Genomic DNA, 5,811 nt, shown 5'->3' on the forward strand with positions numbered 1-5,811 from the left:
TATTCGCATTGGCGTCATTAGTGATGATTATCAAAAAGCGATAAGAGCCGTCAAAACAATTGAAGATAGTTTTAGCAGCATTGAGGGTATAGAGTATTTCGGTAACAATATAAAAGTCGGTACCGATGAGATCAAACTTAAACTAAACAGTTACGGAGAAGAGCTTGGCATTACCGAAAAACTTCTAGGCAACTATATTGCAAAACTATACCTAAGTCTTAAGATTGCCACAATCTATGATGGAAAAGAGCTTTTAGACGTAAAGATAAAATCGCTAAACTTTAAAGATGATTTAGATAGTTTTAAAAAACTCGAAATTCCACTGCAAAACAACACCTTTGTAAAGCTTGAAGATATTTGCGAATTTGAAAAAGTAACTGCTTTAGAGATGCTGGTCAAAGATGACGCGCATACGACCTTTTATGTTTTTGCAAATGTAGACCCCTCTAAAGTAACGGCAACGGAAGTGCTACAAAAAATAGAGCCGACAATCCAAAAATTAAAAGAAGAGGGATTAGAGTTAAAACTTAAAGGAGAGGCTGAACAAAAAAAGAGCATGCAATCAGAGATGATACTAGCATCAATAGTCGCTATGGTTTTAATCTTTATCTCTATTTTATATCTTTTTAACTCCATAAGAGAGACACTCATAGTAATGTCGGTCATACCTTTCTCTCTTCTTGGCGTTTATATGGGTCATTTTATAATGGGTCTTAATATCTCTCTGCCCTCTCTTATTGGTGCTTTAGGACTAGCTGGTGTCATCGTAAATGACGGCATCTTAATGATGGCAACAATAAAAGCCGCAACACATAAAGATGATATTTTTACTCTTGCCGCAAGAAGATTCAGACCAATCATACTTACATCAATCACTACAATTGTAGGGCTTTCATCACTAATGTTTTTTGCAACGGCTCAGGCTGTAACATTTCAACCTCTAGCTATTGCTATCGGTTTTGGGCTTTTATGGGGAACGATACTCAATCTTTTTTATCTTCCTATACTTTACAATTTTCTATTAGGTTATAAAAAACATGCATAGATATTTCTCTTCATTTTTACTCAGCTCTGCCGTTTATATAACAGTTGGAATATCAGTTATTTACTTCATCTCGGTCAATACATTTAGCGATAAAGATGTTAAAGTTATCGATATACGAAAAGTTTGCTTATCCACAGTCACGCCAAAAAGCGAACCTAAAGCAGTGCAGGAACCAAAACCGGTTGAGCCAAAACCTAAACCAATTAAGCCTAAACCAAAGCCTAAACCTAAACCGGTTGAAAAACGACCTGAGCCAAAACAACCTGAGCCAAAACAGCCTGAGCCAAAGCCGATTGAGCCTGAGCCGGTATCCGAACCTGAACCCATAAAAGAGCATACTGAAGATATGGTTGAAAAAAAAATTCTCCACCAACCGCAGCAAATAAAAAAGCAAGAAAATATCTCAAATGCAGATACAACGCTTAATGATGACATGACAAAAGCAAAAAGAGAGCTGTTTATCGCCAATTTGATAAAACGGATTAATAGCAATAAATCATATCCTCGTTCAGCTAGAAGACGAGCCATAGAGGGAGTTGTAACAATTGAATTTTTAATTTTAGAAGATGGAAATGTAAAAAATATTAATATTGTTTCCGGTAATACTATTTTTAAAAAATCAGCCGTTAGCGCAATAGAAAATAGCTTTCCTATCGATATAGAAGAATCACTGTTTCATTTCCCTAAAAAATTTAAAATTAGTATCTCTTACATCTTAAAGTAAAAGAGCTACTTGGTAGCGTTTGACTCTTTATTGTTATAGACCTTCATGGTAAAGGATGAGCTAATCATCTCACCCCCTCTCTTGAAGCTTATCGGAAAATTCACGGCTATTATCCAGTCGCTTTTGTTTATGGCATCAAGAAAGTTGTAAAAACTCTTCGGTGAGCTGATCTCTGAGGTCGTATTTACTTCATATACGCTAAATTCTTCCTCATCATCAGATTTACTCACTTTTGAGACACTCAAGGAGCTGAAAAAAGATTTGTGCTGTTTCTCAAATCTCTCGGGATTAAACTCGGTTGTAAATGCTTTTATGACATTGAGATTATCACTCTGGAGTTTTTGAAGTATAACCTCTTTCTCAATTGAAAAATCACTTAGCTGTCTTAGTTCAAGATTCTCTTTTTTTAACTCGGTTTTTTCCATCCTATACTCTTTGCCCTTTGGGATTAGAACACCAAAAGAGAAGATAAGAACAAACAGCAGCAAAAATAGCGTAATGGTCATCAAATATATGTTTTGTCTTGAGAAGTTAATTTTCACTGCTTAACTCCTCTTCATCAATATAGTTGGTAGAGACAAATCTTAACCATCCGTTATCCGCCGGATAAAAACTGCTGTATGTTCTATGAAAGATGGAACGAAGCGGTGCTTGCAGCATAAAGTTATAGACATCTTTATTTGGCGTAATACCGTAAAGAATGAGTCCATCTTGCATAATCTTTGCTTCTGAGAGCGTTATTCTGCTTGGGACCAAATCAAATAGGTTATTTATGCTCTCCTTTAAAACACTGTTTTTTGTAAAAATTTTCTCGGCAAAAAGGCTCTGTTTCTCAATAACTGAAATCTGGGTATTCATCTTTGTTATATTTGTTCGAAGCTCAACTTTTTGCTTTGCAATATCTTCTACCTCATGCGCAAATCTGTAATCTTTAAAAAGCAAAAAGGCGTATGTGCTAAAGAGCATAAAAATAGTAACGCCAAAAAAGGTAAAAATCAGCTGTATATCTTTTGTAAAGACCGTTTTTTTTCTTGGCTTTATATAGCTATATCTCATTTGCCTCTGCCTTTGCCATCTCACACACTGCCACGCCAAGATCTATCTTTCTTACATATACGTTTAAGAACATCTCCTCTTCAAGATAGCTCTTAAGTTCAGCACTTGTTCCTATACCGTCGGCTATATAGATGGTCTCAATAAACTGACTCTCATATTTCGGGTCTTTATAAAAAGTGTTAAGCGCACTTTGAATAAGTGAAAATCTCTGATAATCTTCGTTAAATCCCTCACTTGAGATATCAACGTCGCTCTCTACAGTCTCTTGAACCTCATGCATCTCAGAAAACTCATCCATATCATCAGCACTGTCTAAATCTTCAATGTTGGTAAAGTCGTCAAAGTCGGTAGAGTCATCATCAAGACTCATATCTTCAATATCAATTCCCTTTATTCCAAGCGAAACATCCTCGTTTTCAAGCAGAGAGTCTATCAACATATCCTCATCGTCCTTATGATGCTGCATATTTAAATACTCGCCGTAGAGCAATTTTGAGTTATCAAATATGCTAAAAGAGAGGTAGTTGTCTTCAATTAGGACAAACATAGCCGGAGTGTTTTCTATCTTATCTTTAAAAAAATTAGCCATTATTGCAAAAGGAGAGAAAATAAAATCGAGTCCGATACTTCTGTATTCGTGTTTTATGGCTTCAAGATCATACTCGGAGGTATAAAAAGCCCACTTATCCGAGTAGCAGATATGCTCTGAGGCATTAATATCGCAAAACTTTTCCATCTCGTTTATTGAACAAGTTGGAACAGCCCCCTGATTTGAAGACTTGTCGAGAACGGATATATAACAAAATGGTGTCTCTTTAAAAAAAGGGCGGACAAACTCATACATCTTAGAATTTATCGTTGTGGTCTCAAAAACTTTGTGTGTGCTTTGCAGTACATCTTTTTTTGAACAGACCTCAACATAGACAACCGTCTGTAAGTTTTCAACAATAATATTTATAAAAACTTTTGTATATAAAGTTTCTAAAAATTTACCAATCATTACTCAGAGGCTCCACACAGAGGATGAGCCGAGTTGTAGTTTTCTTGTTTCAATGCACTACCCAATTTCGTATATATTTGCGTTGTTGCCATAGACGAGTGTCCCAACAGCTCACTGACATCTGCAATGGGAGCCCTACCGTTTAAAAGACTCGATGCGTAAGAGTGCCTAAGCTGATGCGGAGTGACTTTTAAGCCGACTCTTCTAAAGACATTTGTAACTATATATCTTAGACTGTTTTGGCTTAATTTTTCGCCATTTTTCTCAAAAACAAATTTTTTTTGCACCGTTGTACTCAAATACGCATCGAGCAGCTCTTTTGCGTTTGCCAAAAGTGGAACGTCCCTTTGTTTATTACCTTTTCCTATAACTCTTATCCACCCTGTAGAGATATCATTAACTCTCAATGAGGCAAGTTCGGATATTCTAAGACCGAGCGTATAGAGTAGCGTTACAACCAGTTTATCTCTTAAGTCAGAGTCTGAAATTGCTTCAATAATATGTTTGTGCGCTATAGGCTTTGGAAGAGTTTTTGCAACTTTAACGCTCTCATCCGCCTTTAGAACAACTCTTATGTTGTTGTCATTTAAGTACTCGGCAAAAGAGCGAATTGCACTCAGCTTTTTACTGATTGTCTTTGGATTCAGTGAAGAGATTTTTATACGGTAAGGCATAAGATCTAAAAGAGTATGTCCGCCCTCTTGCAGCACTTCAACATATCTAAATGCCTCTTTTAGAGATTCATCATAGCTCTTGATGGTAAGGTCGGAGTAGCCTCTTATCTCTTCAAGATAGAGAAGAAACTCTCCTCTTTTAGCTTCTATTAATTTTTTCAAGTAACTTCTCAAACTTACTGTAGTACTGAGCAGCCTGCTCTACCAGCTCCTCATCAGTTACTACACTGGGTGCAAGCTTTATATAAGCGCTTAGCATGATCTCGCACATCATCTTTATTTTTGCCCTGTCAGCATCGGAGATACTCTCCTTGCGTGCAATCTCATCTATAGTTTTTATATATTTTTTTGCATCGTCTATGTAAGAGACATACTTCAAGGAGGTCTGCGACTGCGTCATTACAGTGGCCGCCATTCTGTTGTAGAGATCTAGGCTAAAAGCCTCTTTTGCAAGAGTATACGCCTCTTTATATTTCCCTGTTTCATAATAGTATTTTGCTCTAAGTGATTTTTCATAGGATGGGTTTACTAAAAAATAGGCTCCCATAACAAAGAGCAAAAAAAGTGCAGTTAGCGGAATAAACAATCTAGAGTTCATGTTTTAAGAGCCCCTCTTTCATCACTTTTTTTGCCTCTTGCATATCCATCTCACTAACATCAATAGGAGATGTAGAGTAGTAGTTTAAAGTACCAAACGGCTTGGGAATAGTAAATTTATCCCAACTGTTAAACTGCCAATATTTTGTCGGTTTCATCTCAACCAGAACGATTTTAGCTTTTGCTTTTTGCGCCATCGCTATTATACCATCTGCGACCTCATGTCTTGGTCCCTTTGGTCCATCGGGTGTAATACCGATGTCATAACCATCTTTTAGCGCCCTGATTCCCTGCATTAAAACCCTTGCGGCATTTCTATTTGTAGAGCCCTCTATTGTGCCGAGTCCGAAATATTTTATGGTTTTTGAGATCAGCATACCGTCAAAATGGCTAGAGATTAAAACTTTTGCATGAGGAGTTTTTCTGTATTTTGAGTATAGGTAGGGAAGCATTAAAAGCTCTCCATGCCAACAAGCAAAGATTGTCGGTTCATCCCCAATCGTCTGGGGGGAGTGGAATACCTTTTTGTTACTCAGATAAATCAATCTGATAAAGAGCGATGCCACAAAAGGAACGATTAAGAGCGCCAATGTCCGAAATATTTTTTTACCCAACAACTTCTCCAGTTAAAATAGTTCTTCCTATCTGAGTGATTTTCACATCTCTAAACTCACCCAAAAGCTCATCGGAACCTTTTACTTTTATGACGATGTTG

General features: G+C 36.9%; 8 protein-coding genes. 2 read left to right on the forward strand and 6 right to left on the reverse strand.

The window, feature by feature from the left end; genetic code table 11:
* Together RQ763_RS08725 and RQ763_RS08730 are read left to right on the forward strand one after the other, a co-directional pair.
* A partial coding sequence (locus RQ763_RS08725) for an efflux RND transporter permease subunit (RefSeq protein ID WP_314152422.1) occupies positions 1–1,045 on the forward strand: 1,045 nt, incomplete at its 5' end.
* A complete protein-coding gene (locus tag RQ763_RS08730) occupies positions 1,038–1,769 on the forward strand; it encodes a TonB family protein (RefSeq protein WP_314152424.1) in 732 nt (243 codons plus the stop codon). The genes RQ763_RS08725 and RQ763_RS08730, both read left to right, overlap by 8 nt.
* Positions 1,770–1,774: 5 nt before the next feature.
* Here the strand turns inward: RQ763_RS08730 and RQ763_RS08735 are convergent, their stop codons facing one another.
* The 6 genes from RQ763_RS08735 to RQ763_RS08760 are packed head-to-tail and all read right to left on the reverse strand — an operon-like array spanning position 1,775 to position 5,710.
* Positions 1,775–2,311, reverse strand: coding sequence for a hypothetical protein (locus RQ763_RS08735; protein WP_314152425.1), 537 nt, complete (start codon positions 2,309–2,311; stop codon positions 1,775–1,777).
* The gene (locus tag RQ763_RS08740; RefSeq protein ID WP_294931376.1) at positions 2,301–2,825 is read right to left on the reverse strand and encodes a hypothetical protein; all 525 of its coding nucleotides are present in this window, start codon (positions 2,823–2,825) and stop codon (positions 2,301–2,303) included. Before RQ763_RS08740 ends, RQ763_RS08735 begins: the two co-directional genes overlap by 11 nt.
* Positions 2,815–3,825, reverse strand: a complete 1,011-nt coding sequence (locus RQ763_RS08745; protein WP_314152427.1) for a hypothetical protein — start codon at positions 3,823–3,825, stop codon at positions 2,815–2,817. The genes RQ763_RS08740 and RQ763_RS08745 overlap by 11 nt, the downstream gene beginning before the upstream one ends.
* Positions 3,825–4,661, reverse strand: coding sequence for a tyrosine-type recombinase/integrase (locus RQ763_RS08750; protein ID WP_314152429.1), 837 nt, complete (start codon positions 4,659–4,661; stop codon positions 3,825–3,827). The genes RQ763_RS08745 and RQ763_RS08750 overlap by 1 nt, the downstream gene beginning before the upstream one ends.
* Positions 4,639–5,097, reverse strand: a complete 459-nt coding sequence (locus tag RQ763_RS08755; RefSeq protein WP_314152430.1) for a hypothetical protein — start codon at positions 5,095–5,097, stop codon at positions 4,639–4,641. Before RQ763_RS08755 ends, RQ763_RS08750 begins: the two co-directional genes overlap by 23 nt.
* Positions 5,087–5,710 carry a lysophospholipid acyltransferase family protein gene (locus RQ763_RS08760; protein WP_314152431.1) on the reverse strand — a complete coding sequence of 208 codons (624 nt, stop codon included), beginning with the start codon at positions 5,708–5,710 and terminating at the stop codon, positions 5,087–5,089. Before RQ763_RS08760 ends, RQ763_RS08755 begins: the two co-directional genes overlap by 11 nt.
* Positions 5,711–5,811 lie beyond the last annotated feature (101 nt).

The sequence above is a fragment of the Sulfurimonas sp. genome (assembly GCF_032250635.1).
In the GTDB taxonomy this organism is placed as follows: Bacteria; Campylobacterota; Campylobacteria; order Campylobacterales; family Sulfurimonadaceae; genus Sulfurimonas.